The sequence below is a fragment of the Micromonospora globbae genome, assembly GCF_036184225.1.
GTDB classification, from domain to species: domain Bacteria; phylum Actinomycetota; class Actinomycetes; order Mycobacteriales; family Micromonosporaceae; genus Micromonospora; species Micromonospora globbae.
In genome coordinates this window covers 5,233,841-5,259,446 of the sequence record NZ_CP108084.1, presented here as the reverse complement: position 1 = coordinate 5,259,446, position 25,606 = coordinate 5,233,841, and the positions used below count along the sequence as shown (strand labels likewise).

25 protein-coding genes, 3 tRNA genes and 1 pseudogene are annotated in these 25,606 nt (G+C 73.3%); 15 read left to right on the top strand and 14 right to left on the bottom strand.

What is annotated here, in order from left to right; genetic code table 11:
- The first annotated feature begins 191 nt into the window (after nucleotides 1-191).
- On the top strand, nucleotides 192-401 hold the full coding sequence (locus OG994_RS23770; RefSeq protein ID WP_007073996.1) for a BldC family transcriptional regulator: 210 nt from the start codon (nucleotides 192-194) through the stop codon (nucleotides 399-401).
- Between the two features lie 48 nt (nucleotides 402-449).
- Here the strand turns inward: OG994_RS23770 and OG994_RS23765 are convergent, their stop codons facing one another.
- Both OG994_RS23765 and OG994_RS23760 read right to left on the bottom strand, forming a co-directional pair.
- Nucleotides 450-839 carry a PPOX class F420-dependent oxidoreductase gene (locus OG994_RS23765; protein ID WP_120328149.1) on the bottom strand — a complete coding sequence of 130 codons (390 nt, stop codon included), beginning with the start codon at nucleotides 837-839 and terminating at the stop codon, nucleotides 450-452.
- 157 nt (nucleotides 840-996) lie between these two features.
- Nucleotides 997-1,290, bottom strand: a complete 294-nt coding sequence (locus tag OG994_RS23760; protein WP_120328148.1) for a hypothetical protein — start codon at nucleotides 1,288-1,290, stop codon at nucleotides 997-999.
- 163 nt (nucleotides 1,291-1,453) lie between these two features.
- Here OG994_RS23760 and OG994_RS23755 point away from each other — a divergent pair, with 163 nt between their 5' ends.
- On the top strand, nucleotides 1,454-2,311 hold the full coding sequence (locus tag OG994_RS23755) for a 3-hydroxyacyl-CoA dehydrogenase family protein (RefSeq protein ID WP_328851032.1): 858 nt from the start codon (nucleotides 1,454-1,456) through the stop codon (nucleotides 2,309-2,311).
- A gap of 46 nt (nucleotides 2,312-2,357) precedes the next feature.
- On the top strand, nucleotides 2,358-3,101 hold the full coding sequence (locus OG994_RS23750; RefSeq protein WP_328851031.1) for an enoyl-CoA hydratase/isomerase family protein: 744 nt from the start codon (nucleotides 2,358-2,360) through the stop codon (nucleotides 3,099-3,101).
- Between the two features lie 108 nt (nucleotides 3,102-3,209).
- Here OG994_RS23750 and OG994_RS23745 read toward each other — a convergent pair whose 3' ends face one another.
- Nucleotides 3,210-4,550 (bottom strand): ABC transporter substrate-binding protein, encoded by a 1,341-nt coding sequence (locus tag OG994_RS23745; RefSeq protein WP_120328146.1) that lies wholly within the window; start codon nucleotides 4,548-4,550, stop codon nucleotides 3,210-3,212.
- Between the two features lie 165 nt (nucleotides 4,551-4,715).
- Between OG994_RS23745 and OG994_RS23740 the strand changes: the two genes are divergently transcribed.
- Complete coding sequence (locus OG994_RS23740; protein WP_328851030.1) at nucleotides 4,716-5,105, top strand: hypothetical protein; 390 nt, start codon at nucleotides 4,716-4,718, stop codon at nucleotides 5,103-5,105.
- 47 nt (nucleotides 5,106-5,152) lie between these two features.
- On the top strand, nucleotides 5,153-5,860 hold the full coding sequence (locus OG994_RS23735; RefSeq protein ID WP_120328145.1) for a DUF2786 domain-containing protein: 708 nt from the start codon (nucleotides 5,153-5,155) through the stop codon (nucleotides 5,858-5,860).
- A gap of 39 nt (nucleotides 5,861-5,899) precedes the next feature.
- Here the strand turns inward: OG994_RS23735 and OG994_RS23730 are convergent, their stop codons facing one another.
- Nucleotides 5,900-6,424, bottom strand: a complete 525-nt coding sequence (locus OG994_RS23730) for an SRPBCC family protein (RefSeq protein WP_120328144.1) — start codon at nucleotides 6,422-6,424, stop codon at nucleotides 5,900-5,902.
- A 218-nt stretch (nucleotides 6,425-6,642) separates the two neighbouring features.
- Between OG994_RS23730 and OG994_RS23725 the strand changes: the two genes are divergently transcribed.
- A complete protein-coding gene (locus tag OG994_RS23725) occupies nucleotides 6,643-7,650 on the top strand; it encodes a hypothetical protein (RefSeq protein WP_328851029.1) in 1,008 nt (335 codons plus the stop codon).
- Between the two features lie 208 nt (nucleotides 7,651-7,858).
- Here the strand turns inward: OG994_RS23725 and OG994_RS23720 are convergent, their stop codons facing one another.
- On the bottom strand, nucleotides 7,859-9,007 hold the full coding sequence (locus tag OG994_RS23720; RefSeq protein WP_328851028.1) for an alpha/beta hydrolase family protein: 1,149 nt from the start codon (nucleotides 9,005-9,007) through the stop codon (nucleotides 7,859-7,861).
- Between the two features lie 206 nt (nucleotides 9,008-9,213).
- Between OG994_RS23720 and OG994_RS23715 the strand changes: the two genes are divergently transcribed.
- Nucleotides 9,214-9,495, top strand: a complete 282-nt coding sequence (locus OG994_RS23715; RefSeq protein WP_204985180.1) for a hypothetical protein — start codon at nucleotides 9,214-9,216, stop codon at nucleotides 9,493-9,495.
- Between the two features lie 18 nt (nucleotides 9,496-9,513).
- On the opposite strand, the gene OG994_RS23710 is transcribed toward OG994_RS23715, so the two are convergent.
- The gene (locus tag OG994_RS23710) at nucleotides 9,514-9,876 is read right to left on the bottom strand and encodes an ArsR/SmtB family transcription factor (protein WP_328851027.1); all 363 of its coding nucleotides are present in this window, start codon (nucleotides 9,874-9,876) and stop codon (nucleotides 9,514-9,516) included.
- A 133-nt stretch (nucleotides 9,877-10,009) separates the two neighbouring features.
- Between OG994_RS23710 and OG994_RS23705 the strand changes: the two genes are divergently transcribed.
- Complete coding sequence (locus tag OG994_RS23705; RefSeq protein ID WP_328851026.1) at nucleotides 10,010-10,471, top strand: ArsI/CadI family heavy metal resistance metalloenzyme; 462 nt, start codon at nucleotides 10,010-10,012, stop codon at nucleotides 10,469-10,471.
- Nucleotides 10,472-10,597: 126 nt separating this feature from the next.
- On the opposite strand, the gene OG994_RS23700 is transcribed toward OG994_RS23705, so the two are convergent.
- From OG994_RS23700 to crtI, 7 genes and pseudogenes are all read right to left on the bottom strand, one after another.
- Nucleotides 10,598-10,671 (bottom strand) — tRNA-Phe (locus OG994_RS23700).
- A gap of 102 nt (nucleotides 10,672-10,773) precedes the next feature.
- Nucleotides 10,774-10,847 (bottom strand) — tRNA-Asp (locus OG994_RS23695).
- A gap of 30 nt (nucleotides 10,848-10,877) precedes the next feature.
- A tRNA-Glu gene (locus OG994_RS23690) sits at nucleotides 10,878-10,950 on the bottom strand.
- Between the two features lie 153 nt (nucleotides 10,951-11,103).
- Nucleotides 11,104-11,904 (bottom strand): polysaccharide deacetylase family protein, encoded by an 801-nt coding sequence (locus OG994_RS23685; protein WP_328851025.1) that lies wholly within the window; start codon nucleotides 11,902-11,904, stop codon nucleotides 11,104-11,106.
- 79 nt (nucleotides 11,905-11,983) lie between these two features.
- The gene (locus OG994_RS23680) at nucleotides 11,984-12,928 is read right to left on the bottom strand and encodes a MerR family transcriptional regulator (RefSeq protein WP_328851024.1); all 945 of its coding nucleotides are present in this window, start codon (nucleotides 12,926-12,928) and stop codon (nucleotides 11,984-11,986) included.
- A 127-nt stretch (nucleotides 12,929-13,055) separates the two neighbouring features.
- Nucleotides 13,056-13,625 (bottom strand): annotated as a pseudogene (gene idi / locus OG994_RS23675) (isopentenyl-diphosphate Delta-isomerase); the annotation flags it as partial.
- Between the two features lie 22 nt (nucleotides 13,626-13,647).
- Entirely contained in the window at nucleotides 13,648-15,129 is a 1,482-nt protein-coding gene (gene crtI, locus OG994_RS23670; protein ID WP_120328136.1) for a phytoene desaturase family protein, read from the bottom strand.
- A 200-nt stretch (nucleotides 15,130-15,329) separates the two neighbouring features.
- On the opposite strand from crtI, the gene OG994_RS23665 reads away from it, so the two are divergent.
- Nucleotides 15,330-16,286, top strand: coding sequence for a phytoene/squalene synthase family protein (locus OG994_RS23665; RefSeq protein WP_328851023.1), 957 nt, complete (start codon nucleotides 15,330-15,332; stop codon nucleotides 16,284-16,286).
- Between the two features lie 48 nt (nucleotides 16,287-16,334).
- Here the strand turns inward: OG994_RS23665 and OG994_RS23660 are convergent, their stop codons facing one another.
- A complete protein-coding gene (locus OG994_RS23660; RefSeq protein WP_328851022.1) occupies nucleotides 16,335-17,402 on the bottom strand; it encodes a serine hydrolase domain-containing protein in 1,068 nt (355 codons plus the stop codon).
- A 189-nt stretch (nucleotides 17,403-17,591) separates the two neighbouring features.
- Between OG994_RS23660 and OG994_RS23655 the strand changes: the two genes are divergently transcribed.
- From OG994_RS23655 to OG994_RS23630, 6 genes are all read left to right on the top strand, one after another.
- Complete coding sequence (locus OG994_RS23655; RefSeq protein ID WP_328851021.1) at nucleotides 17,592-19,067, top strand: dihydrolipoyl dehydrogenase family protein; 1,476 nt, start codon at nucleotides 17,592-17,594, stop codon at nucleotides 19,065-19,067.
- A 71-nt stretch (nucleotides 19,068-19,138) separates the two neighbouring features.
- On the top strand, nucleotides 19,139-20,140 hold the full coding sequence (locus OG994_RS23650; protein ID WP_120328134.1) for a LacI family DNA-binding transcriptional regulator: 1,002 nt from the start codon (nucleotides 19,139-19,141) through the stop codon (nucleotides 20,138-20,140).
- 352 nt (nucleotides 20,141-20,492) lie between these two features.
- Nucleotides 20,493-21,872, top strand: coding sequence for an ABC transporter substrate-binding protein (locus tag OG994_RS23645; protein ID WP_120328133.1), 1,380 nt, complete (start codon nucleotides 20,493-20,495; stop codon nucleotides 21,870-21,872).
- Nucleotides 21,873-21,953: 81 nt separating this feature from the next.
- Nucleotides 21,954-22,907, top strand: a complete 954-nt coding sequence (locus OG994_RS23640) for a carbohydrate ABC transporter permease (protein ID WP_328851020.1) — start codon at nucleotides 21,954-21,956, stop codon at nucleotides 22,905-22,907.
- Between the two features lie 12 nt (nucleotides 22,908-22,919).
- Nucleotides 22,920-23,807: a carbohydrate ABC transporter permease gene (locus tag OG994_RS23635; RefSeq protein WP_328851019.1), complete on the top strand. Its 888-nt coding sequence runs from the start codon at nucleotides 22,920-22,922 to the stop codon at nucleotides 23,805-23,807.
- A gap of 84 nt (nucleotides 23,808-23,891) precedes the next feature.
- Nucleotides 23,892-25,529 carry a glycoside hydrolase family 13 protein gene (locus tag OG994_RS23630; RefSeq protein ID WP_328851018.1) on the top strand — a complete coding sequence of 546 codons (1,638 nt, stop codon included), beginning with the start codon at nucleotides 23,892-23,894 and terminating at the stop codon, nucleotides 25,527-25,529.
- Nucleotides 25,530-25,606: the final 77 nt, after the last annotated feature.

Sequence of the window (25,606 nt, the reverse complement as noted above, 5' to 3'; positions counted from 1 at the left end):
ACCGTGATCATGAGTCCGAATAAGGTACTTTCTGCCGTGTAAAAGTCGTATAAATCGGGCATGGTTCATCCGTCCGTCTAGGGACGTTCGGCCGTTCGGCCCATGTCGGACATCGGGGACTAGCCGGACCATGGGAGACGCGTCGGCCGGCGGGACCCCGGCCGATGTCTATACATGTGGAGGAGTGACCGATGGCATCGCGAACGCACGAACCAGAGCCGCTACTCACGCCGGCCGAGGTGGCGTCGATGTTCCGTGTCGACCCGAAGACGGTGACCCGGTGGGCCAAGGCGGGGAAGCTCTCCGCCATCCGCACGCTCGGTGGCCACCGTCGCTACCGCGAGTCGGAGGTCAGGGCCCTGCTGCAGGGGCAGATCCCCCAGCAGCGACAGGGGGACTGAGCCGGCACCACGTCGTCAGGGCGGTGGACCTCGGTCCGCCGCCCTGCTTCATGCCCGCCCCTCGGTGAGCGTGATCCGGATGCCGACGGTGCCTCCCTCGCCCCGGCGCAGCCGGCTGCCGAGCAGGCTGAGCCGCCCCAGCAACCGGTACTTCTGCTTCAGCAGGCCGCGGATCCGGCGGCTGCCCGCCAGGTCGTAGAGCGTCGCGCGCGCCGGCACCGGCGCACCGTGGGGGCGGCCCCGTACGTCGCACGGCGCCACGGTCACCTCGCCGTTGTTGCGGATCCGCTTCACCTTCCCGGAGTCGGCGGCCGTCCACACCGCGAGCCCGTCACCGTCCCGGACCGACCACACCGGCGTCGGCACCGCCCGACCGTCCCGGCGGAAGGTCGTCAGCAGGATGTACTTCTCCGCCGACAGGCGGTCCAGCGTGTCCACGCCGCCAGGATACGACCGCTCGGCTGACTGACCGGCCGGATAGCGAGAACCGCGCCACCGGCGTGCCGCGTCCGGGTGGACGGCCCCTGACCTGCGACGCGGCAACCGGCGGTCGGCCGATGTGGACGCGCCGGGGACCGTCGGCCCGTCCGGCGACTCAGACCTGGACGGTCGGCGGCAGCGGCTCCGGCGGCAGCCCCCCGTCGCCGTCGATCACCTCGTCGGGCGTGCCGTCCTCATCGAGGTCCACCATCGTGACGTCCACCCTGCCGTCGTGGTCGGTGTCGAACTGGAACAGGTCGGCCTTGCCGTCACCGTCGGTGTCCACGACCCACACGTCCGTCCGGCCGTCGTTGTTGGTGTCCGCGCGCAGCAGGTCGACCCGCTCGTCGCCACGGGTCTCGATGGTCCCGGCGCTCTCCGTGCCCGTCACGTCCGGTGCCTCGCTCATCTCGTCCGGTCCTTCCCTCGATCGACGGTGGTCTCGTACCCCGTCCGCCGCGCCCCCACGCGTGGGGCCGCCGCCGGAGCTCTTAGGGTCGCAGCATGAGCGAGTGGAGCGGACCGCCGGTCGCGGGTGATCCCCGCGCCGCCGGACGCAGCGGGGAGGCGTGGTGAGCGAACGGTTCGTGGTGGTCGGAGCCGGCACGATGGGGCTCGGAATCGCGTACGTGGCGGCCGGCGCCGGGTACGCCGTCGAGCTGGTCGAGGTCGACGCACAGCGGGGCGCGGCGGCCGTCGCCCGGCTCGGCGAGCTGTGGGACCGGGCCGTGGAGCGGGGCAAGCTGACCGCCGACCAGGCGGCGGCCAACCGGGCACGCCTGACGCTCCGCGCCGGGCTGGCCGAGGTCGCCGAGGGGCCGGACGTGATCGTGGAGGCCGTGCCGGAGCGGCTCGACCTCAAGCGCACGGTCCTGGCCGAGGCGGAGTCGCTCGGTCCGGCACTGCTGGGCAGCAACACCTCCAGCATCTCCATCGGAGAGCTGGCCGCCGGTCTGGCGCGGCCGGAGCGCTTCCTCGGGCTGCACTTCTTCAACCCGGTCTGGGCCATGGCGCTGCTCGAGGTCGTGGTCGGCCCGGCCACCGCCGAGGAGACCGCCGCCGCGGCGGTCGCGCTCGCCGGCCGGCTGGGCAAGGACCCCGTCGTGGTACGCGACATGCCGGGCTTCGCCACCTCCCGGCTCGGCGTCACGCTCGGCCTCGAGGCGATCCGGATGGTCGCCGACGGGGTGGCCAGCCCCGCCGACATCGACAAGGCCATGGTGCTCGGCTACCGGCACCCCGTGGGGCCGCTGGAGCTGACCGACCTCGTCGGCCTGGACGTGCGCCTCGACATCGCCCGCACCCTCCAGGCCGCGTACGGCGACCGCTTCGCGCCCCCGCCGCTGCTGGAGGAGATGGTGGCCGCCGGCCGGCTGGGCAAGAAGTCTGGCCAGGGCTTCTACACGTGGGAAGACGGGGTGCGCCGGTGAACGCGAGGAGCGAGCTGGCGAGCCCCGCGGACGGAGGGTCGGCGCGATGAGCGGCCTGCGTGTCGAGGAGCAGCCGGACCGGCTGGTGGTCACCCTGGACCGGCCGGAGAAGCGCAACGCCATCGACGCCGACCTGATCGCCGAGCTGCACGCGGTCTGCGCCGAGCTGGAGGCCCGGCCGCGGCTGCTGCTGCTCACGGGCGGGACGGAGGGCATCTTCGCTGGCGGGGCGGACATCGGCCAGCTGCGTGAGCGGGGCCGGTTGGACGCGCTCGCGGCGATCAACTCCGCCGCGTTCGCCCGGATCCGCGCCCTGCCGATGCCCACCGTCGCGGCCGTCGACGGTCCGGCGCTGGGCGGGGGCGCCGAGCTGGCGTACGCCTGTGACCTGCGGGTGTGCACGGAGCGTGCGGTCTTCGGTCAGCCGGAGGTGCGGCTGGGCATCCTGGCCGGCGCCGGCGCCACGCACCGGCTCCCCGCGCTGATCGGTGAGGCCCGGGCCAAGGAGCTGCTGTTCACGGGCCGGCGGGTGGACGCCGCGGAGGCGCTGCGGATCGGGCTCGTCAACCGGGTGGTGGCCGAACCCGACGAGCTGCTCCCGGCGGCGCACGGCCTGCTCGACGAGATGGCCAAGGGGTCCGCGCTGGCCCTGCGACTGACCAAGCTCGCCGTGGACGCCCCGGCGGCCGCCCACCCCCAGCTCGACCTGGTCAGTCAGGCGGTGCTCTTCGAGGACGAGGAGAAGCGCCGCCGGATGACCGAGTTCCTGGAGCGGCGCCGCAGCCGCTGACGGTCGCGGGAACCCGGCGTCGCCGGGAACGCGTCCCTGGGCAGCCCGCCGGCACACGGAAACGGCCGCACCGATCGGTGCGGCCGTTTCGTCGCTGGTGGCGGGCGGTCAGTGCCGGATCTGCACGCCGGCGTCCGCCAGCGCCCGGATCACCTGGGCCGACTCGGCGAAGCCGATCACCAGCACGGCGTCCGCGCCGAAGTCCTTGACCTCCTTGGCGCCGGTGGCGAAGTCGACCGGCGGGGCCGACTCGCCCTCCGGCGGGTTGTAGGTCAGCAGCTTGATCCGGTCGGTCGTGATGCCGGCCTTCTCCAGCTCCGCCCTCACGACGGCCTGGAGGCCCTCGCCGTAGGAGTCCTTGCGGGCGACGATCGCGATCCGCTGCGAGCCGTCCCGGAGGATCACGTCGGCCAGGGCGCGGCCCTGGAGGCTGTCCGGCGGGGCCGTGCGGAAGTAGAGGCCCTTGTCGTCGGCCTTCGTGAGGCCGTCGTCGGTGTTGGACGGCGAGAAGAGGATCTTGCCGGCCTTCACCACGTCCGGCAGCACCGCCAGGCTGATGCCCGAGCCGCCGGCACCGATGATCACGTCGACGCCGGCCTCCACGTGCCGCGCCACGGTCGCCTTCGCCACCGCGGGGCTCGTGCCGTCGTCGCCGTCGATCCAGGTCACATCCTCGCCGAGCACGCCCCCGGCGGCGTTGATCTCCTTGATGGCCAGCTGGGCGGCGGCGGCCATCGGCGGGTACGCGAGGGCCAGCTCGCCGGTCTTGGGCAGCAGGCCACCGATGACCAGCGGGGCGCCGGTCCGGGCACCCTCACGCTGCTTGCGCGGCTTCGGCGGGGTCTTGGTGCTCGCGGCCGACTCGTCACCGGCACCGACGAACTCGGTCTTGGCGTCGTTGAGCTGCTGGCCGTCGAAGTGCAGGGTGGCGTAGCTCGCCGTGGACGGCTCGCCGGCGTCGGTGAAGCCGGCGCGGGTCAGCGAGACGCTGCGGTACTCGATGTCCTGCCCGCTCCGCGCGAGGCTCAGGCAGGTGGCCGCGTCCTCGCAGCGCTGACCGCCGTTGGTGACGCCCACGATCTGCTGGGCGATGGCCTCGGGCTGCGTGCTGCCCGCCAGCTGCGCCGCCAGCGCGCTGATCATGATCGCGTCGTACGTCTCCGCCGAGTAGAGGAAGTCGCTCAACTCTGGATCGACGGACCGTAGCCGGCTCTTGAAGTCCTCGGGCAGGGGCGTGAGGGGGGTCGTGCCCTTCATGCCGTCGACGAGGTCGGCGCGATCCTTCAACTCCGCCGGGAAGGAGTTGAGCATGTTGCCGTCGGTCCCGTAGAGACGCGCCTGTTGGGTCGTCGCCTCCTCGGGCTTGTCAGTCCCGCAGGCGCTGGTGGCGAGCAGGAACGTGGCGCAGGCAACCAGTGTGGCCGCCCGCGAGCCGCGCGATACGAGCATGGTCGTCCTTCCATCGGCGAAGGTCCGCTGCGCACATTAGCGTGCCGGTTCGCGGCGCGGGACCGTGGATGCTGCTCACTCCGCAGGTCGCCCGCGTTCGTCACGCACCGTAGCCATCCATGGACGTGACTCGGTGTCTTGACCGGGCCACCTACTGTGCGGTGCGTGACGGACCTGCCACAGCAGACGCTCGACGATGCGACCGCCGTGCTCCGCTCGGCGCTGGACGGGGACGGCGACGCCGTGGTGGGCACGTTCGACGACGTCGTCGACCGCTCCGGCCTCGCGGGCGCGTACGGGGTGGCCTGGTGCCTCGCCGCCGCCATGGTCGGTGACCCCGGCCCACCCGGGTCGTGCGCCCTGGACTTCCCCGGCATCGACGAGGCCGGCTACGACACGCGATGGGTGGCGCGGTTCGTCAGCGCGTACGCCAACCGCGACGTCGACACCGGGCAGGCCCTCTTCGGCGCGGCGGTCGCCGACGGCCTGCTCCCGGACTGCCTGCTCACCCTCGCGGGATCGACGGTCGCGACGCTGCGCAGCCGCACCCGCTGACGCCGGCGTCGAGCCGCCCGTCCCCGTCGTGTGATAGCTCTGGGGACATGTCGGAGGCCATGCTCAGCAAGGTCCGCAAGCTGCTGGCCCAGGCCGAGGACCCGGCCTGCACGCCCGCGGAGGCGGCGGCGTTCACCGCCAAGGCGACCGAGCTGATCGCCCGCTACGGTGTGGACCGCGCGCTGCTCGCGTCCCGCGACCCGGCCACCGACCCGGTCGGCGACCGGGTGGTCGAGGTGATCGCCCCGTACGCCAGGGACAAGGCCGGCCTGCTCGCCGCCGTCGCGGATCCGCTGCGCTGCCGGTGCGTACGCCGCCGGCACGGCAGCGGTTTCGCCATGCACCTGTTCGGCTTCGCGAGCGACCTGGAACGGGTCGACCTGCTCTTCACCTCGCTCCTCGTCCAGGCGGCGCACGGGCTGGCCGGCACGCCCGTCCCCGCGGGCGAACAGCCCGCCGCGTTCCGGCGTTCCTGGCTGGCCGGATTCGCCCAGTCGATCGGCGCCCGGCTGCGCGCCGCCGAGACGGCGGCCGCGACCGACCCGGGTACGCCGGGAGTGGCCCTCGTCCTGGCCGACCGCTCCGACCGGGTGCAGCGACGGCTCGCCGAGGTGTACCCGCGCCTGCGGACCGCGCCGCCACGGCGCCTCGCCGGCAGCGGCTTCGCCTCGGGCGCCGACGCCGGGCGGCGGGCCGACCTCGGCGGCCCCTCGATGGGCACGGGTCCGCGCGCCGGCCGGGTCCTCGGCCGCTGACCGGTCGGCGCAGCCTCGGGCCCAGGTCGGCCCAGCGGGTCAGCTCAGGGGCGGCAGGTGCCCGTCCACCGTCGCGACGTAACGGGAGAGCAGCTCGTGCCACCCGGCCGTGAGCGCCTGCCGGTAGCCCTCGGCCGATTCACCGTGCCGGTCGAAGTGGCGGTGCTCCAGCTCCACGCGGGTCTGCTCGGGCGCCTCGGCGAGGAAGACCACCTCCACCTCGCTCGCGCGGGCCGGATCCGGCACCGGAACGCGGTCCGGCCCGATCTGCCACGTGAAGACCAGCCGACGGGGTGGATCCCAGGTCAGCACCCGGCCCCAGTCGGCGCGGAAGCCGTAGGGGCCGATCTCGTAGAGCATGCCGCCCGCCCGGGGCTCCATGCCCAGTTCGGCCAGCGTCTCCGGCCCGGACCAGGTGTACTCGGTGACCCACCAGTCGGTCAGCGCCCCCGTGAAGGTGGCGAAGGCGCGCTCGGCCGGCGCGGAGACGAGGAAGCTGCACCGCAGGGAGAACTGGTCCACGTCCTGCCGGATGTCGGCCCGATCCACCATGTCCTGTCCCATAGGCCCGGACCATACCGGCTGATGCTCCGCTATGCAGCGGAGCGTACCTGCCCGGTTCCGGACAGAGATCGTCGGCGGGTCGGTGCGCTCCCGGTCGAACCGGGGGCGGCGGGTCGTATCGGCCGCGTTCCGGCCAGGGATGGGGTGCCACGAAGTGGGTATGCGCGGCCGGTCGGGGCCCGGTGCGCGCCGGGCCCGCCGAGCCGGGAGCGGGGCGGATGGGCAGCGGGAGCGAGTCGGGCGGGCGCGGGCAGGCGAGCCAGGGGCCGGGTGACCGGGGCCAGGGGCAGGCCCAGGGAGCGGAGGGCGCGGCCGCACACGGCGGCCAGGAGCGGCACGTACGCGAGGGCCGGTGGCCGGCCGAGGAGGAGCGGGGCCGCCCGGGGGAGCCGGACGTGCTGCTCGACGTGCCGGACCTGCGGGTCGGTGAACTCCGGCTGGCCGTGGACGGGTTGGACGCCGACCTCTCCCTGCGGGCACGGCTGGCGAACCTGCTCCAGCTGGACGCCGGCGTCCGCGTACGCCTCGACGCGGTCGAGCTGGACATCGACGACGTGAAGGCCGAGGTCCTCCTCAAGGTACGGCTGGAGCGGCTGGTCGAGATCCTCGACCGCGCGCTCACCACCCTCGACCGGAACCCGCAGATGATCGAGTCCCTGGCCAGTTCGGCGCAGGGCGCGATCCAGGACGCCGGCCGGGCGGCCCAGCAGGTGAGCGGCAGCAGCGAGCGCCTCGGCAGCATGGTGGACCGGCTCGGGCGGGAGATCGGCTCGATCAGCGCACGCGCGGAGTGGACCGGGGAGGGCCCGGTCGCCAAGGGCGAGGCGCCGCCGGGCAGGGGCGAGCAGCCGGCGCGGCAGCAGGGCCAGGGCGGGCCGCAGGCTCAGGCCGAGCAGCAGCGGGGCCAGGGCGCGCAGCCGGGTCAGGCCGGGCAGCGGGGCCAGGGTGGGCAGCCGGGCCAGGGTGGGCAGCAGGGCCAGGCCGAGCAGCGGGGTCGGACCGAGCAGCGTCAGGGTGGGCAGCAGGGCCAGCAGCCGGGCCAGCCGGCCCGGCCCGGTGGGACCGGGCAGCCGGGCGGCGGCGAGCAGCGGGGTGCGGGCCGGCCGGTGCCGGGCGCGGCCGACCTCGCCGGGCAGGCCGGGGAAGCGCTCCGGCAGGCCGGCCGGAGCGTGTGGGACGCCATCCGGGCCGGCATGGCCCAACAGGGGCAGCAGGACAAGCGCTGAGTCTGCCCGCACCCGGCGGTACCCGCACGGCCGACCGCACCGTGGGCGGGGGCGACGCGGCTCGATGCCGTACCCCAGCGGGCTTCGCCGGCGGGGTGGTCGCCGGGGTGCGGCGCCGGGTGGGCGGGGATGGGCCGGGAGCGACGTCGCACCGCGCGGCCTCACCGAGGTCGGGCGCGGACGCCGAACCCCAGCGAGGCCGCGTGGGTCAGGACGGTTCGGTGAACCGAACCTCGGGGTAGGCCGGGGACGGCCCGTCGAGCAGGGGCCGGGCCCGGTCGCGCAGGTGCGCGTCGAGGAACGCCACGACGTACTCGCGGGTGATCAGCAGTTGCCGCTCCGCCGGAATGGCACCGGGGTCCATGCCGAGCTGGGCACCGAGGACCGGCCGGTCGGTGAACGACATGTGCCCGCTTCCGCTGACCGTGAGCCAGCGCTTCCAGCCGGCGAGGCCGGGCCAGTCGCGTTGCCAGCTCGCGTCCGCCGGCCGGTCGGAACCGACCAGCAGGAACGGCTTCCGCACCGCACCGGCCGGGACGGGAACGAAGAGGGTGCCATCCAGGTCGGCGCCGGCGTCGAGCCGCCGGTCGGTGCGGAGCGCCTGGGCGGCGCTGGCGCCGCCGATCGAATGCCCCACCATGCCGATCCGGCTCGCGTCGACGAACCGGGCGCCGCGCCACGCGGGACGGGGCCCGGTCAGCCGGTCGAGCACGAACGACACGTCGGCGGCGCGTCCCTCGACCAGCCGCGCGGCCACGTCCGGCCACTCCCGTTCGCAGGCGAGGCAGTCGGCGACCCGGCCGTCCGGGAACTCCACACCCCACGCCTCGTACGGATGGTCGAGGCCGGCCACCACGTACCCCCGGCTGGCGAGTTCCTCGGCGAGCCCGGTCAACGACTCCCGGCTCAGGCTGAACCCGGGGGAGAGCACCACCAGCGGCCAGCCCCGGGCGGCCGGCCGGACCGGCGCGTCGCGGCGGGCGTTCGTGCGTACGGTCGTCAGCACGTCCGGAGGCAGGGGCAGGCCCTCGGCGGCGACGATCCGCGCGGAGACGGCCGCCGCGGTGTAGGGCGCCGGTGCGCCGGCTGCGCCCACCGACGGGTACCAGAGGGAGACCATCAGCTCCCGGCGCGACTCGGGCCGCCACGGGTCGGGCCGTGCCGGGTCGGTGAGGTGCAGCCAGGTGGTGCCGACCGCGTACTGACCGGTCGGGGTCGGCAGGCGCAGGACCGGGGTCGCCGGTGCCGCCGGAGTCCCGGCCGCCGCGGTGCCGCCGGCCAGCAGCGTCGCCAGCAGCGCCAGGGGTACGGCGAGAGCCCACCTGCCCCTGCGCCTCGTGTCGTGGTGTGCGGTCAATGTGCTTCCCTTCCGTAGGTGGGGAACCGACGGTAGGGATCGGGGCGGGGGCGGCGCCCTGCCCGAAGGGCGGCCGACCGTACCCACTTTCGTCAGGGTCCCCTGGCGGGTACGGGCTGGCGGCGGTGCTCGTGATCGGCGCCGGCGGGGCGCGCGCCGCCGTAGCCTGGGCACCGGCCCGGAGGTGGCGTCCGGAGGGGGCGGGCATGTGGAGCGAGTGGAGCGAGCCGGAGCCCGGCCTCGCGCCCGAGCACCCGCGGACGGTCCGGGACGAACCAGTCCTGCTGACCGTCGACGGGCACACCTTCCGCGTGGGCCAGCGCGCCGACCAGCCCGGCACGTACGACTTCGACTGGCTCACCGGGCCACACGACTACGGTTTCACGCTCGGCGGACCCGCCGTGCCCATGAGCCGGCGGGAGATGGAGGACGCCATCCGCGGCTTCCTCGCCGAGATCGACCCCGCCACCGGCTACCTGAGGGAGTAGCGGCGCGCCGGGTGAGGCTCACGCGCCCTCGGGTGCGGGCAGGTCGAGCAGCGCCCCGAGCTGGTGGAACGCCTCGGGCCGGACCCGGTACCAGACCCACGTGCCCCGCCGTTCGGAGTCGACCAGACCGGCCTCGCGCAGCACCTTGAGGTGGTGGGAGATGGTCGGCCCGGACAGGTCAAACGCCGGCGTGAGGTCGCACACGCACATCTCCGGCACCGAGGCGATCATCGACATCAACCGCAGCCGGACCGGGTCGCCGAGGGCCTTGAACATCGGCGCGACCGCCGCCGCCTGCTCGGCGTCCATCGGGCGGACCGCCAGCGGGGCACAGCACGCGACCGCTTGGAGATCCACGACCGGCAGAGACTGCTTCGACATGCGTCTAGCTTGACAGGCGTCAAAACAGGGTGCAACAGTGGGGCTTGCTTCGAAATCCGTCTAGACAGCGGGCGAGGTCGCGTGCTGGCCGCCGCGGTCCTCGTCCGCTGACGTCCACCACCAGGAGGTCCCCATGTCCCGTGTGCAGCTCGCCCTGCGCGTGTCCGACCTCGAAGGCTCGGTCGCCTTCTACTCGACGCTGTTCGGCGTCGAGCCGGCCAAGCGCCGCCCCGGCTACGCCAACTTCGCCGTGCCGAACCCACCCCTGAAGCTCGTGCTCATCGAGGGCGAGGCCGGCCAGCCCACCGTCATGGACCACCTCGGGGTCGAGGTGTTCAGCACCGACGACGTCGACGCCGCCGCGAAGCGGCTCGCCGACGAGGGCTTGATCACCCTGGCGGAGAACGACACCGAGTGCTGCTACGCCCTCCAGGACAAGGTCTGGGTACGCGGCCCCGGCGACGAGCCCTGGGAGGTCTACACCGTCAAGGCGGACGCCGACACCCTCGTCAAGGCGACCGGGGGCGAGTGCCGCTGCGGCGAACCGTCCGGGCAGCAGCCGGCGACCGCGGGAACCGCCACCACCTGCTGCTGACCGTCACGCTGCCGATCGCCACGGCCGCCGAGCGGGTCTGGTGCGACTGCGGCCGAGACGGCAAAAGCAAGATCCCCACCGGCGTCTCCGCTGGTGGGGATCTTGTAAGCCCGGCGAAAGGCTTTGTGGCCAGGGGCGGGGTCGAACCGCCGACCTTCCGATTTTCAGTCGGACGCTCGTACCAACTGAGCTACCTGGCCGGGTCGCTCGGACCATGCTACCCGGAGGGCGAGTGATCCGCCCGGAGGGCATCCGGTCCGATACGCAGAACGCCGCGCATGATGAGCGCGGCGTCAGCGCTGCGGTCCTGACGGGACTTGAACCCGCGACCTCCGCCTTGACAGGGCGGCGAGCACTCCGACTGCTCCACAGGACCTAGCTCTGTTGCTCCGGCTTGCGCCGGTCGTGCCCCCAACGGGATTCGAACCCGTGCTACCGCCTTGAAAGGGCGGCGTCCTGGGCCGCTAGACGATGAGGGCGGCCCCGCCATCATTGCACATCGGCAACGTCAAGCGGACTTGCTCCCATCCGGCCCCGCCGGAGGCTTGGAAAGCATACGTGATGCCCCGGCGGTCGACCAAACCGGTATGGCCTCATCCGTGGCGGCGCGCAAAACCGCAGCTCAGGAGGGCCTAGCGGAGCCGGGTGACGCCGAAGCGCCGTTTCAGCTCGGCGATCACCCCGGGGCAGGCGGCGAACGTGGCGGCCCGGTTTCCGCCCCCGTCGTGCAGCAGCACGATGGCGCCGGGGCGGACGGCGCTCAGGACCCGCTTGGTGATCGTCGCCGCCGGCGGCCTGCTCCAGTCCTGCGGATCGACGCTCCAGTGCAGGGAGCGCATGCCGAGCTGCTTGGCCACCGCCACCACCTCGGGCGTCCACCGTCCGCCGGGCTGCCGGTAGTAGGTGATCCGGGCCTTCGGGACGGCCGCCCGGATGGCCTCGTTCGTGCGCTCCAGGTCGGCCCGGATCTCGGCGACCGGCCGCCGGCCGAGGTCCACGTCGTGCCGCCAGCTGTGGTTGCAGAGCTGGTGCCCCTCGCGGACGATCCGGCGGACCAGCTCGGGGTGGCGCCGGACCTCCCGGCCGACGAGGCAGAACGTGGCCGTCACCTTGGCGGCGCGTAGCCGGTCCAGGATCTTCGGCGTCCACGCCGGGCTCGGCCCGTCGTCGAAGGTCAGCGCCACCGGGCGTACGCCGGTGCCACGGCGCAGCCCCGCCGGGAGGGTGGTCGGCAGGGGGCGGAGAGGCGGCTTGGTGGCCGTACGGGTCGGCTTCGGGGCGGCTGTGGGTGTCGGGCTCGGGGCCGGAGCGGTCGAGGCGGTCGAGGCGGTCGGCGTGGGGCCGTCGGCGGCCGGGGTTCCACCCTCGTTCGCGCAACCGGCGAGGACCAGCACCAGGCCCAGGACGCACGCGAGCACGGCACGGGCTCTCATGTGTTCGCTCCCGGAGGGGATCGGGGTTCGCGGAACACCCGACGCTAGTGGACGCCCTCGCCCGGTGACACCCCCCGGGTCAGGCCGAGGGCGGCTGCTCCAGCGAGTCCCGAGCGGCCACGACCAGCGCGAGCGCCTCGGCGAGGTGGGTGGGGCGTACGACCCCGGAGGGGAGCGCCGCGACGGGCCAGCCGGGGCCTGCGGCCAGCACCAGCAGGGGCCGCCGACGCGCGGCGACCAGCGCCTCCAGTTGCGTGGGGTCGGCGGTCGCCGGGGTGTGCGACCAGAGGACCACGGCGGCGGGCCCGGTCCGGTCGACCGCCCGCAGCAGCGCCGGACTGGGGACGCGGGCCCCGAGCATGCGGTGGCCCACGCCGGCCTCGGCGAGGGCGGCGGCGAGCGCCTCGAGCGGCAGCGTGTGCTGCTCCTCGTCGGCACAGGAGAGGAGGATCCGCGGCGGCCCGGCCGGCCTGGTCGCCCGGCTCAGCGCGGCGAACGCCTCGGAGACGCAACGGGACAGCAGGTGCTCCACCTCGATGAGCGCGTACGTGGCGGCGTGCCGCTCGCCGACGCCGGCCAGCACCGGCCGGATCAGCCGGTCCCAGGTGGCCACCACGCCCTCGTCGGCGAGGGAACGCGCGATCGTCTCGCCGATCGCCGTCGAGTCCAGGCGCATGGCGGCGCGGGCGAGGCCCCGTGCGGCGGGCCCGGCCCGGCCGACGGGGATGGTCGGCCCGCCGCCGTCCCGGACCCCGCGCGGACGCGACCGGGGCAGGTCCTCGACGCGTACGCCTGCGGGCGCCTGGCGGGCCCACCGCGCCGCCTCGGCGGGGCTGACCCCCTCGGCGGTGAGCCTCCGCATGATCTCCAGGCGGGCCAGGTCGTCCGCCGTGTAGCGGCGGTGCTGGCCCGGCTCGTGGCGGCTGGGCCCGAGGCCGTAACGCTGGTGCCAGGTGCGCAGCGTGGTCACGGCGACCCCGAGCCGACGGGCGACCGCGCCCGCGCTCAGCGCCTCATCGACCACCCGACCGCTCCGGCGCCTCGTCGGCGGGCGCGCCCGACGGGACCGCGGCGACGTCGGGGCCGGCCGGCCCAGGGTCGGCCGGCGTGCCGGCCACGGCGCCCACGCCGCCGGCGGGCGGGGTGGCCGGGGGAACGGTGACGGCGGCGGGCCGGGCGTCCGGGCCGCCGGGACGCAGCAGGCGGCCCACCACCCCACGGAGCCACGGTGCGTACGCCCGCGGGTCGGCGTCCAGGTCGGCCTCGAGCGCCGTCGGCTCCACCCAGCGCAGCTCGGCCACCTCGGCTGGATCGGGCCGCAGCGGCGCGCCGGGGAGGAAGTCACCCCGCAGGACGTGGTCGTACTCGAACTCGACCCGGCCGGTGGTCGGGTCCTCGGCGTAGTAGAGGTGGATGCCCATCTCGGTCAGCTCGACCGGGCCCGCACCCAGCTCCTCCCGCAACCGGCGGTTCGCGGCCTCGGCCAGCGACTCGCCGGGCAGGGGGTGACCGCAGCACGAGTTGGCCCAGCGCAGCGGGAAGCGGGTCTTCACGGCGGCCCGGCGCTGGAGCAGCACCTGGCCGTCCGGCGCCACCAGCATGACGGAGAACGCCCGGTGCAACTGGCCCGGTGGCCGGTGGGCGGCCGCCACCGTCGTCTCACCGTGGGCCTGCCCGGCCTCGTCGACGAGCTCGACGAGATGCCCCTCACGGTCACTCATGCCGATCCTCCACTGCTGTCGCTCATCGGTCATCTCCTGTGACGCGGCCGGCGGCGAGCTTGCCGGAGATCAGCACCATCGGCACGCCCACGCCGGGCTGGGTGCCCGAGCCGACGAAGACCACGTTGGAGAGCGCCCGGTGCAGGTTGGTCGGCCGGAACGGCCCGGTCTGGAGGAAGCTGTGCGCGGCCGCGAACGGCGTGCCCGCCGCCATGCCCTGGGCCGCCCAGTCGGCCGGCGTCACCGTCCGCAGCACCTCCACGCCCGCGCCGAAGCCGACGTAGCCGCGGTCCTCCAGCGTGGCGACGAGCCGGTCGGCGTAGCGGTCGGCGAGGCCGCCCCGCCAGTCGAGCGGCGCCCGGTCGAGGTTGGGCGTCGGGGCGAGCACGTAGTAGGTGTGCCGGCCCGGTGGCGCCACCGACGGGTCGGTGCGGCTCGGGTTGGTGACCAGCAGCGATGGGTCGGACATCAGCTCGCCCCGGCGGATGACCTCGTCGAACGTGCCCCGCCAGGACCGACCGAAGTGGATGTTGTGGTGGGCGATCCGCGAGTAGCCCTGGGTCGACCCGACGTGCAGGACCACGCAGGACGGTGAGTGGGTGAGCCGCCGGCGGGGCGCGGCGGGCAGCAGGTCGCGGTAGGCGACCGGCAGGTCGGGGTTGAGCACCACCACGTCGGCCGGCACGACCTCGCCGTCGGCGGTGAGCACCCCGGTGGCCCGGCCGTTCGCCGTCAGCACCCGGGTCACCGTGGTGCCGTACCGGATCTGCACCCCGTGCTTCTCCGCGGCGCCGGCCATGGCCCGGGCCACCGAGTGGACGCCGCCGCGGGGGAACCAGACCCCGGCCACCGCGTCGAGGTACGCGATGACGGCGTAGATGGCCAGCGCGTCGTGCGGGGCGAGCCCGGCGTACATGGCCTGGAACGAGAAGATCCGCTGGGTGCGCGGATCGCGGAAGAACTGCGCGATCTTGGTGTGCAGCCGGCGGAAGGCCCCGCCGGCCAGCAGCCGCAGCAGGTTGCCGGTGAGCAGGTCGACCGGCGTGTCCAGGTTGCGCTCGATGAAGTCGGCCCGTTCGAGCTGCCACAGCCGCCGGGCGTAGTCGACGAAGCGCAGGTAGCCGTCCGCCTCCCGCGGCCCGCAGACCCGGGAGATCTCGGCGGCCATCCGGGCGGTGTCGGTGATGACGTCGAGGGTCGAGCCGTCCGGGTAGTACGCCCGGTAGGCCGGGTCGAGCGGTGTCAGGTCGAGCCAGTCGCCCAGTTCCTCACCGACCGCGCCGAGCGCCTCGGCGATCAGTTCCGGCATGGTGAGCACCGTCGGCCCGGTGTCGAACTCGTAGCCGTCCACGCCGAGCCGACCCGCCCGGCCACCCGGCACCGGCTCGCGTTCGAGCACGGTCACCTGCCGACCGCGCCCGGCGAGGTGCAGCGCGCAGGCCAGGCCGCCCAGGCCGGCGCCGACGACCACCACACGGTCCGTTCGTCCGTCCACCGTCCGCACGCCACCACCTCCTCGCGCGAGCGCCCATCATGCCTGTCGATCCCGGTCGGCGGTGACCGACCGGGCGAAAGCGACGCGAGCGGGCGGGACGATCCCCCGGCCGGGGTGAACGTCGGCCGCGTCCGCATCTGTGGCCGTCCGGCCGAGCGTACCCTAGAGTGACGAGTTGCGTCGATTGATGCGTCGATGAGGAGGGTCGGGTGGAAGCGGAGTTGGCCGCTGCCTATGACCGGTGTCGTGAGCTGCACAGACGGCACGGCCGCACCTACTATCTCGCCACCCGGCTGCTCCCCGCGTGGAAACGGCGACACGTGCACGCCCTCTACGGCTTCACGCGCTACGCGGACGAGATCGTCGACCGCACCGACGCCCTGCCGCCGGCGGAGCGTGCCGCCCGGCTCGACGACTGGGCGGGCCGGTTCCTCGCCGGCCTGCACGGCGAGCCGGTCGACGACCCGCTGCTCCCCGCCGTCCTGCACACCATCGCCGTCTTCGACCTGGACCGGGACGACTTCGCCTCGTTCCTCAAGAGCATGGCGATGGACCTGAGCGTCACCTCGTACCCCAGCTACGCGCACCTGCTCGACTACATGGAGGGTTCGGCGGCGGCCATCGGCACGATGATGCTGCCCGTCCTGGAGAGCAGCGACCCGGCCGCGGCCCGGGAACCCGCCCGGCAGCTCGGCTTCGCCTTCCAGCTCACCAACTTCATCCGCGACGTGGGCGAGGACCTGGCCCGCGGCCGGACCTACCTCCCCGACGAGGACCTGGACCGGTTCGGAGTGAGCAGGGACGACCTTGCCGAGGCGTCCCGCCGTGGCCGCGCCACCCCGGCGATCCGGGCGTTGATCGCGTACGAGGTGCGGCGCGCGCAGGCGCACTACGCGGCGGCGGCGCCGGGGATCACCCTGCTCGCGCCGGCCTCGCAGGCCTGCATGCGCACGGCGTACGCCCTCTACGGCGGCATCCTCGACGAGGTGGCCGCCCAGGACTACGACGTCTTCGCGCGCCGGGCCGTGGTGCCACGGCGGCGCCGGCTCGCGGTGGCCGCCCGTGCGCTGCTCACGCCGACCGGCACGCCCGTCGTGGTGCCCGGGCCGCCGCTGCCCCGCGCCGTGCCGGCCGAACCGACGCTGCCGAGGACGGCGGCGTCCTGAGCCGCCACCCGGTGTGCCCCGCCGTGCCGGTGCGTCCCGCGCTGCTGGTCAGAGGCAGTCGTGCAGGGCGTCCCCCAGCGTCTCGACCCGGTCGAAGTCGGCGAGCCGGGCCGTCACGTACGCGAAGGCGTAGCCCCGGACCGGGTCGGCCCAGGCGCAGCTGCCCCCGAGGCCGCCCATGCCCCAGCTGCCGTCGTCCTCCCACTGCATGCCCAGCGTCCACCGGGTACGCCGCCCGAGCAGCAGGTCGTCGCCGTCGTACTGGACCCGGGTGGCCTCGGCGACCAGGTCGGGGCTGAACAGGCGGACGCCGTCCAGGGTGCCGCCGGCGAGCAGGCCGGCGTAGAGGCGTGCCAACCCGGTCGCGGTGGCGTGCAGGTTGACCGCGGGCACCTCGGCGCCGCGCCAGAGCGGGCTGTTGAGCACGGCCAGGTCCAGGCCGCCCGCGGGGTTGGTAACCGCCCGGTGGCGCAGGGAACCCGGCTCACCCGCCGTCCGGGTCGGCCAGCCCGGGTCGCCGTACGTCAGGTCGGCGCACCGGCGCTGGTCCGCCTCACCCAGGCCGAAGCCCAGGTCCAGCCCCCAGGGTCCGGCGATCTCCTCGGCCAGGAAGCGGCCCACCGGGCGGCCGTCGACGCGCCGGACCAGCTCACCCACCAGGTGCCCGTACGTCCAGGCGTGCTCGCCGGCGACGGTGCCCGGCTCCCACTCGGGCTCGGCGCCGGCCAGGTCTCCGCAGAGCAGGTCCCAGTCCCCGACGGCGGCAGCCGGCCTGGGCACCGGGAAGGCGGGCAGGCCGGCGGTGTGGTCGAGCACCTGCCGGACGGTGGCCGGGGCGCGGAAGCCGGGCCAGTGCGCGGCGACCGGGTCGTCCAGGCCCAGCCGACCGCGGTCGACGAGCAGCAGCAGGCAGAGCGCGGCCAGCGGCTTGCCGACCGAGTAGACGTTCACGAGGGTGTCGGCCCGCCACGGGTGTCCCGGGGTCCGCTCGCCGCCGACGATGTCGACCACGGGCTCGCCGTCGTACCAGATGGCGAGCCCGGCACCGGTCTCCCGTCCCTCGGCGAGCAGGTCGTGGAAGCGATCGCGGACAGCGGCGAACCGAGCGTGATGCACCCCGCCACGGTAGGCCCCGTGCCCGCCCCCGCGCCCGCCCTCGGGTCCAGGCGCGTCGATCATGGAGTTGTCGCCGCGACACGCCGTGCCGGACGGCGACAACTCCATGATCACCGGGGCCACGGGCGGGGGCGCGGGTGGGGGTGGGGGGTGGTGGTGGGGGGTTGGGATCTGGGGGATGCTGTGCGGGTGGCTGAGCCGGAGCAGGTGGACGTGGTCGTTGTCGGGCTGGGCGTCGGGGGCGAGGAGGTGGCCGGGCGGCTCGCCGAGGCCGGCCTGAGCGTCGTCGGCATCGAGCGGAACCTGGTGGGCGGCGAGTGCCCGTACTGGGGCTGCATCCCGAGCAAGATGATGATCCGGGCGGCGAACGCGCTCGCCGAGGCGCGCCGGGTCGACGGGCTGGCGGGCACCGCGCAGGTGCGGCCGGACTGGGCACCCGTGGCGAAGCGGATCCGCGAGGAGGCGACCGACACCTGGAACGACCGGGTGGCCGTCGAACGGTTCACGGGCCGGGGCGGCCGGTTCGTCCGGGGCAGCGGCCGGCTGGAGGGGCCCGGTCGGGTCCGCGTCGGTGACCAGTTCTTCCAGGCCCGGTACGGCGTAGTCCTGGGCACCGGTACGCGTCCAGCGGTGCCGCCGATCGACGGTCTGGCCGGCACGCCGTACTGGACGAACCGCGAGGCGATCGAGGTCGAGGAACTGCCGGAGTCGCTGCTCGTGCTCGGCGGCGGCGCGATCGGCCTGGAGTTGTCCCAGGTCTTCGCCCGGTTCGGCGTCCGGGTCACCGTCGTCGAGGCGATGGACCGGGTGCTCGCCGTGGAGGAGCCCGAGGCGTCCGAGGTGGCCGCCGCCGCGCTGCGCGCGGACGGCGTGGAGATCCACACCGGCGTACGCGCGGAGCGGGTCGACCACGACGGCGAGCGGTTCACCCTGCGCGGCGCCGGCGGGGTGGAGTTCACCGGGGAGCGGCTGCTGGTGGTCACCGGCCGCCGCGCGCACCTGGACGAGCTGGGGCTGGACACCGTCGGGGTGGACGCGAGCCAGCGGTATCTGCCGGTCGACGACCGCATGCAGGTCACCGACGGGCTCTGGGCGGTCGGTGACGTGACCGGCGAGGGCGCGTTCACCCACGTCGCCATGTACCAGGCGGCGATCGTCATCGCCGACCTGCTGGACCGGGCCCGGCACGCCCGGGCGGGAGCGGACCCGAGCGGCACGGCGAGCGTGGTCGGCGGCGCGATGGGTGCGGCGAGCGCGCTCAGCGCCAGCGGGTCGAGCGGGTCGGCGGGCACGGTGCCGCGTGCCGACTACCGGGCCCTGCCGCGGGTGACCTTCACCGACCCCGAGGTGGGCGCCGTGGGTCTGACCGAGGAGCAGGCGCGCGCCCGGGGGATCAACGTCCAGGTGGGCTTCAGCAAGCTCGCCGACTCGACCCGGGGCTGGATCCACCGGGTGGGCGACGAGGGTTTCATCAAGGTGGTGGCGGACGCCGACCAGGGCGTGCTGATCGGGGCGACCTCGGTCGGGCCGGCGGGCGGGGAGGTCCTGTCCGGGCTGGTGGTGGCCGTGCACGGGGCGGTGCCGGTCAGCCAGCTCCGGCACATGATCTACGCGTACCCGACCTTCCACCGGGCGATCGAGGCGGCGCTCGGAAACCTGCACTGACTGCCGGGATCTGACGAGCGAGGGCATGCGGCTGTTCGGTTCTTGCAGCGCTGTGACATAGGATTGCGGCCGTGACGAAGCGGTTGACCGAGGTGGCCCGGAAGGCGGGCGTCAGCGAGGCCACCGTGAGCCGGGTGCTCAACGGTCGCGGTGGCGTCTCCGAATCGACCCGTGCGGCGGTGCTCACCGCGCTCGACGTGCTCGGCTATGAGCGGCCGACGAAGCTGCGGGGTGAGCGGGCCCGGCTGGTGGGCCTCGTCCTCCCGGAACTGCAGAACCCGATCTTCCCGGCGCTCGCCGAGGTGGTCACCGGATCGCTGGCGCAGCGCGGGTTCACCCCGGCCCTGTGCGCGCGCACCATCGGTGGCGTCTCCGAGGCGGACTACGTCGAGATGCTGCTCGACCACCAGGTGTCCGGGGTGATCTTCGCGGGTGGGTCGTACGCGCTGGCCGACGCGCCGCACGACCACTACCGGCGGCTGACCGAGCGGGGGCTGCCGGTGGTGCTCGTGAACGCGGGCGTGGACGAGCTGGGCTTTCCCCGGGTCTCCACGGACGACGCGGTGGCCGTCGAGCAGGCGTACGGGCACCTGCGGTCGCTCGGGCACGAGCGGATCGGCATGGTGCTCGGGCCCGAGGGGCACGTGCCGTCACGACGCAAGCTCGCTGCGGTGGCCCGGATCGCCGGGTGGGCCGACCCGAGCGAGTGGGTCGAGCGGTCCAGCTTCTCGATGGAGGGCGCCCGGGTGGCGGCCACGAAGCTCGTGGACCGCGGCGTCACCGGGGTGATCTGTGCCAGCGACGTGCTCGCGCTGGGCGCGATCCGCGCGGTGCGCCGGCTCGGCCGCTCGGTGCCCGGTGACGTGTCGGTCGTGGGCTACGACGACTCGGCGTTCATGACCTGCACCGACCCGCCGTTGACGACGGTGCGGCAGCCGATCGAGACGATGGGCCAGGCCGCCGTCGACCTGCTGGTGACCCAGATCGAGGGTGCCGGCGTGCTGCACGACGAGTTGCTGTTCGAGCCCGAGCTGGTGGTGCGCGGCTCCACCGCACCCGCCCCCGGCCGCTGACGCCGGCCCGGCGCACCGCCGTCCCCACCGACTGATCGCTCCCTTCGGCCGTCGACCGCTGCCCGCGGTCGGCGGCCTTTCTCGTCGTGCCCCCAAGCGGGACAGAACTCCCGGATCGACCACTGCGGCCAGCGACAGTCGGGATCTCTCGTGATCCAGTCGTGTCCTTTCAAAACAGGATCGACATCTTGCCGGAACATGTCCACGTCGTTACAGTGACTCCACTCACAACTGGCCGCCGTGTCGCCACGGAGGGTCAGGTCGCATGACGGATACAGATCAGCAGCTGCGGTGACGTCCACCGCAGGTCCAGCGAGGTCATGGAGACACCCGTTCCCGAAGGGATGGACAGATGTCCGTACCGCAGTACCGGAAGACTGCGGCGTTGGCGCTCGTGGCCGGCCTGGGGCTCAGCCTCACGGCCTGCTCCACCAAGAGCGATGACGCGACGAGCGACGCAGGTGGCAAGGTCACCATCACCGTCGACTGCCAGCCGGTCGGCTCCCAGAAAGACCTGTTGCAGAACTGGAACGACGACGTCGCCGAGTTCCAGCGACAGAACCCGAACATCGTCGTCAAGAGCGTCAGCGTCGGCGAGCAGTGCAACAACCCGCCGGACTTCACGGCCCGGCTCGCCGGCGGCACGGTGACCGACCTCTTCTACGGGTACATGACCGATCTCCAGCAGGTGCTCGACTCCGGTCAGGCGATGGACATCACCGAGTTCGCCAACAAGGAGACGATCCCGACCTGGGACAGCGTCGACCCGGCGCTCAAGGAGGTCTTCACCGAGGACGGCAAGCTCTACGCCGTCCCGACGAAGAACTACTCGATGGGCCTGCTCTACAACAAGACCCTGTTCCAGCAGGCCGGGCTCGACCCGAACAACCCGCCCAAGACGTGGCCGGAGGTCCGGGAGGCCGCCAAGAAGATCTCGGCCCTCGGCAACGGCATCGCGGGGTACGCCGAGTACAGCGCCGGCAACACCGGCGGGTGGCACTTCACGGCGCTGCTCTACTCCCAGGGCGGCCAGGTGCTGACCGAGGACGGCAAGAAGGCCGACTTCAACAACGCGATGGGCCGGCAGGTCCTCCAGAACCTCAAGGACATGCGGTACGGCGACAACAGCATGGGCAGCCGCCAACTGCTGCAGTGGGCCGACCTGCTGACCAACGCGGCCGCCGGCAAGGTGGGCATGTTCATCGGCGCGCCCGACGCCACGACCGCGATCGTCACGCAGTTCCAGGGCAAGTACCAGGACTGGGCGATGGCCCCGATGCCCGGCCAGGACGGCCCGGCGAAGGGAACCCTCGGCGGTGGCGAGGGCTACTTCTTCAAGAAGGGCCTGTCCAAGGAGCAGGTCGAGGCCGGTCTGAAGTGGCTGGCGTACGAGAAGTTGACGCCCGGCAAGGGCCAGTTCGACTACGTCCGGGCCAAGCCGCAGAACCAGCCGGTCGGTCTCCCGCAGCCGACGCTGTTCTCCGTGGGCAGCGACGCGCAGAAGCAGGAGGTGGAGCTCCGCAAGGCGAACGCCAACCTGCCGGTGGAGAACTTCACCGCCTTCGAGGCGACGCCCGTGCCGATCAAGGGTGAGCCGCGCAACGCGCAGGCCATCTACGCGGTGCTGGACGCGGCGATGTCCGGCGTGCTCACCAACCCGAACGCCAACATCGACGAACTCCTCAAGACCGCCGAAGGCAAGGTCAACCAGCTCCTCGCCGCCGAGGGCTGACCCGGTGCCGTGGGGGCCGGCGCCCCGGCCCCCACGGCGTCCCCCGCACCCGTCCGGTCACCGACTTCCGCAGGAGTTGCCTTGGCGATCACCACCGTCCCGGGAACCACCAGACCGGGTCGCTCCGCCACGCCGTACGCGGCAGGGCCACGGCGTACGAGCCTCGGCCGCAAGGTACGGGACAACCTCACGGGGCACGCGTTCCTGATCGGCGCGGTGCTCTGCTTCGCGGTCTTCTCCTGGTACCCGATGATCCGCGGCGTCGTCATGAGCTTCCAGCGCACCCGCCGGGGCGAGACCACCTGGGTGGGCTGGGACAACTACGCCCGCATCCTCGACGACCCCAGCTTCTGGACCGCCTGGAAGAACACGCTCTACTTCACGGCGCTGGCGCTCGTCCTCGGCTACGCGGTGCCGTTCTTCGTGGCGATCCTGCTCAACGAGTTCCGGCAGGCCAAGGGCTACCTGCGGATCCTGGTCTACCTGCCGGTGATGCTGCCGCCGGCCTCGGCGCTGTTCCTCTTCAAGTACTACGCGTACGACCCGAGCGAGGCGGGCCTGTTCAACGCGGTCCTCGCGGCGCTGCACCTGCCGACGTCGGAGTGGATGCAGTCGCCCGGGATGACGATGCCCGCCATGGTGCTCGCGTCCACCTGGATGAACATGGGCAGCGCGGTGCTCATCTACCTGGCGGCGTTGCAGAACATCCCCGGCGAGCTGTACGAGGCGGCCGAGCTGGACGGCGCCGGGATCTGGCGGCGGATCGTCAACGTGACGATCCCGCAGACCCGGCTGATCCTCCTGCTCCTGGCGATGCTCCAGATCGTCGCCACGATGCAGCTGTTCATCGAACCCCTGATCCTCGCGAACGGCGCGGGCGCCGAGGACTCCGCCACCTCGGTGGCGTACCTCATCTACCAGCACGGGTTCTTCCAGAACGACCTCAACGGCGCGGCGGCGCTCGGCGTGATCATGCTCGTGGTGCTCGCCGGGTTCTCCGCCGTCTACGCGCGGCTGACCTCGAAACAGGACTAGGACGGGCGAGCAATGGCACACGACTCCGGGACCCGGACCCTCATCTCCCACGCCCAACTCCGGCGGGGACGCGGCAAGGTCGTCTACTGGACGCTGCTCACCGTCGTCGTCGTGGTGTTCACGCTCGTGTTCCTCGGGCCGCTCTACTGGATGGTCACCGGCGCGCTCAAGTCCGGCCAGGAGATCGCCCAGACCCCGCCGTCGCTGTTCCCGCGGGATCCCCAGCCGCAGAACTACGTCGACGCGTGGAACAACCTCGACCTGGCCAAGCTGCTCTTCAACACCTTCTACTACGCGGCCGGCGCGTTGTTCTTCCAGCTCGTCCTCGACACGGCGGCGGCGTACTCGCTGTCGAAGCTGCGGCCGGTGTTCGGCAACGCGATCCTCGGTCTGATGCTGGCCACGCTGATGATCCCCGCGATGGTCCTCATCGTCCCGCAGTACGTCACCGTCATCAACCTGCCGATCCTGCACCTCAACCTGCTCGACTCGCCGTTCGCCATCTGGCTGCCCCTCGTCGCGAACGCGTTCAACATCTTCCTGCTGAAGCGGTTCTTCGACTCGATCCCGGAGGACCTCATGGCGGCCGCCGTCGTGGACGGGGCGACACCGCTGCGCACGCTGTGGTCGATCATCCTGCCGATGTCGCGCCCCATCCTCGGCGTCGTCTCGATCTTCGCGGTGACGGCGGTGTGGAAGGACTTCCTGTGGCCGAAGCTGGTCATGCCGTCGCCCGAGACCCGGACGGTCAGCGTCGGCATCTACGCCTTCTCCGGCGGCACACCCATGAACGTCGTCGTCGCCGCGTCGGTCATCGCGGCGATCCCGACCGTCGTCATCTTCCTGCTCTTCCAGCGGAACATCATGTCCGGCCTGACCACGGGCAGCCTCAAGGGATGACCCGCGGCGGTCCACGACCACCCCACCGACCCCCCATCCAGGCCCGGCGAACCGCCGACGAACCGACGCAGAAAGCAGGTGCCCGTGTCCACAGCAGACGACCCCCGGTGGTGGCGCAGCGCGGTGATCTACCAGATCTACCCGCGCAGCTTCGCCGACGCCGACGGTGACGGGATCGGCGACCTCGCGGGTATCCGGCAGCGCCTCGCGTACCTCGCCGGCCTCGGCGTGGACGCCGTGTGGTTCAGCCCGTGGTACCCGTCACCGATGGCCGACGCCGGGTACGACGTCTCCGACTACCGCGACATCGACCCCGTCTTCGGCACGCTCGCCGAGGCGGAGGAGCTGATCGCCCAGGCGCACCGGCTCGGCCTACGGGTGATCATCGACCTGGTGCCGAACCACTGTTCGGAGGCCCACCCGTGGTTCCAGGCGGCGCTCGCCAGCCCGGACGCCCCCGAGCGGGAGCTGTTCTGGTTCCGCCCGGGTCGGGGCCCGGACGGTTCGCAGAAGCCGACCGACTGGGTCTCCCCGTTCGGCGGCGACACGTGGACGCGTACGACCAACCCGGACGGCACGCCGGGCGACTGGTACCTGCACCTCTTCGCCCCGCAGCAGCCCGACTTCAACTGGGACCACCCCCGCGTCCGCGCCGAGTTCGAGGACATCCTGCGGTTCTGGCTCGACCGGGGCATCGACGGCATCCGGATCGACTCGGCCGCGATGCTGGCCAAGGACCCGGCGCTGCCCGAGGCCACCCCGGACGGCCCGAGCCCCTTCATCGACCTGGACGCGGTGCACGAGATCTACCGGAGCTGGCGGCGCATCGTCGAGGAGTACCCGGGCGGGCGCGCCCTGATCGGCGAGGTGTGGCTACCCGACCAGCAGCGCTTCGCCAACTACCTGCGCCCGGACGAACTGCACGCGGCGTTCAACTTCGACTTCCTCGGCTGCGCCTGGGATCCGGTGGCGCTGCGCGCCTGTATCGACGCCACGCTGGCCGCGCACCTCCCGGTCGGCGCCCCCGCGACGTGGGTGCTCTCCAACCACGACGTGACCCGCCACGTCACCCGGTACGGGCGGGAGGACACGACGTTCAGCTTCGCGGCCAAGCGGGAGGGGATCCCGAGCGACCTGGAGCTGGGCACCCGCCGCGCCCGGGCCGCGGCGCTGCTGTCCCTCTCGCTGCCCGGCGCCGCGTACGTGTACCAGGGCGAGGAGCTGGGTCTCTGGGAGGTCGAGGACATCCCGCCGGAGCTGCGCCAGGACCCCATGTACTTCCGGTCCGGCGGGGTCGACCCCGGTCGGGACGGCTGTCGGGTGCCGCTGCCCTGGTCCGGCGAGACGCCGCCGTTCGGCTTCAGCCCGGACGGCGCGACCGCCCGGCCCTGGCTCCCGCAGCCGGCGGACTGGAAGGACCGCACCGCCGAGGCACAGGCCGGCGACGAGCGCTCGATGCTCGAGCTGTACCGGGCCGCGATCGCCATCCGCCGGGCCGAGCCGGCGCTCGGCGACGGGGAGCTGACCTGGCTGCCCGCACCGGACGGCGTGCTCGCCTACCAGCGGTCGCCCCGCTTCACCTGCGTGGTCAACCTCGCCGGCGCCCCGGTGCCGTTGCCGCCGCACACCGAGCGGCTGCTCGCCAGCGGGCCGCTCGACGACGACCTGCTGCCGCCGGACACCGCCGTCTGGCTGCGTACCACCGAAACGACCGCGACCTGACACCCCGCGGCGTCGGCGGCCCGTCCCGGCCGCCGACGCCGCACCGACCAGCCGGCGGCCCGTCCCGGCCGCCGGCG